This window comes from Mycobacterium intermedium (genome assembly GCF_002086275.1).
GTDB classification, from domain to species: Bacteria; Actinomycetota; Actinomycetes; order Mycobacteriales; family Mycobacteriaceae; genus Mycobacterium; species Mycobacterium intermedium.
In genome coordinates, this window is the sequence record NZ_MVHT01000228.1 from 1 (window position 1) to 1593 (window position 1593).

Below are 1593 nucleotides of genomic sequence, written 5' to 3' on the forward strand. Positions count from 1 at the left end.
ACCCCACCCGCCGGACCCGCCGGACCCGCCGTGCCCATCGAGCAGGCCGCCGCCACCGCCGGCTCCGCCGGCACCGCCGGTTTGAGTGCTGAGCCCGCCGGCGCCGCCGGCACCGCCGGCGCCGAAGAACATGGCGGAACCGCCGGCCCCGCCGTCTCCGCCGGTCCCGCCGGCACCCGCACCACCTGACCCGCCGGCGCCGCCGGCCCCGCCAGAACCCCACAACGTAGCGCCGCCGGCCCCACCGTCCCCGCCGTTGGTGGTGCCTCTAGCGCCGGCGCCGCCGACGCCACCGTCACCGAACTGCGAAGCGCCGCCGGCCCCGCCGTTCCCGCCGTTACCGAGGCCAACCCCGCCGGCTCCGCCGGCGCCGCCGTCACCGAACTGCGCGGAGCCGCCGGCACCGCCGTTGCCGCCGTTGGTCGGGCCTGTCATGTCGGCCGACCCGCCGGCGCCGCCGCCGCCGCCGACAGCGCCGCCGACGCCGCCGTTGCCGCCGTTGCCGGCGGTGGTGCCACCGGACCCGCCCGGGCCGCCGGCGCCGCCAGCGCCGAACAGCCCGCCGGCGCCGCCATTTCCGCCGTTTCCGCTAGTGGTGCCGCCGCGCCCGCCGGCGCCGCCGGTCCCGCCGCTGCCCAGAAGCCCGGCTGGCCCGCCGGTGCCGCCGTTTTGGCCGGTGGTGGCGTTGGCCGCGCCGGAGCCGCCCGCCCCGCCGTTGCCGATCAGCCACCCACCGGGCCCGCCGTCTGCCCCAGTACCTGGGGCCCCGGGGGTGCCGTTGCCGATCAACGGCCGACCAGTTTGCGCCTGGAAGGGGCCATTTATGGCGTTGAACACCGGCTGGAGCGGTGAGGCGACACCGTTGAGGCCGGCTTTGCCATTGGCGGCGCCGATCCCTAGGTTGCCGCCGTTGCCGGGGGTACCGATCAGCGAGGCGTTGCCGCCGTTGCCGCCGTTGCCACCGGTAGTGACACCAAATCCGCCGGCGCCGCCTTCACCGCCGGTGCCGATCAGTCCGCCCGCCCCACCTTGACCGCCGTTACCGCCGGTGGCGACGGCGCCATCAATGCCGCCTCCGCCGGCGCCGCCGGCGCCGCCGGAGCCGAAGATCAGGCCGCCCTTGCCGCCGGGCCCGCCATTCCCGCCGGTGGTTTGGCCGCCCCCGCCGGAGCCGCCGGCACCACCGACACCGTTGAGCCCAGCGTTCCCGCCGGCCCCGCCGGTCCCGCCGGTGGTGGTGAGGCTGGCCCCGCCGGAGCCGCCTGCCCCGCCGTTACCGCCGAGGACGCCGCCGGCGCCGCCTGGTCCACCGTTCCCGCCGGCGACTGTGCCAAACCCGCCGTAGCCGCCGGTCCCTCCGTCGCCATAGATCGTGGCGGCCCCGCCGGGTCCGCCGGCCCCACCGGGCACCGTGAGGCTGTTGTTCATCCCGCCGGGTCCACCGGCGCCGCCGTCGCCGAACATCGCGCTGCCGCCGGCCCCGCCGTTCCCAGCGGTGGTGTTGCCCTCCGCGCCGGCGCCGCCGACGCCGCCCTGGCCCGCGGTGGCCCCGGTGCCGGCCTTGCCGGCGTTGCCCCCGTCGCCGCCGGCCCC

At 78.9% G+C, this 1593-nt stretch carries 1 pseudogene; it reads right to left on the bottom strand.

Annotation, left to right across the window (positions count from 1 at the left end):
• Positions 1-1593, bottom strand: a pseudogene (locus tag BST27_RS32915) (PE family protein); the annotation flags it as partial.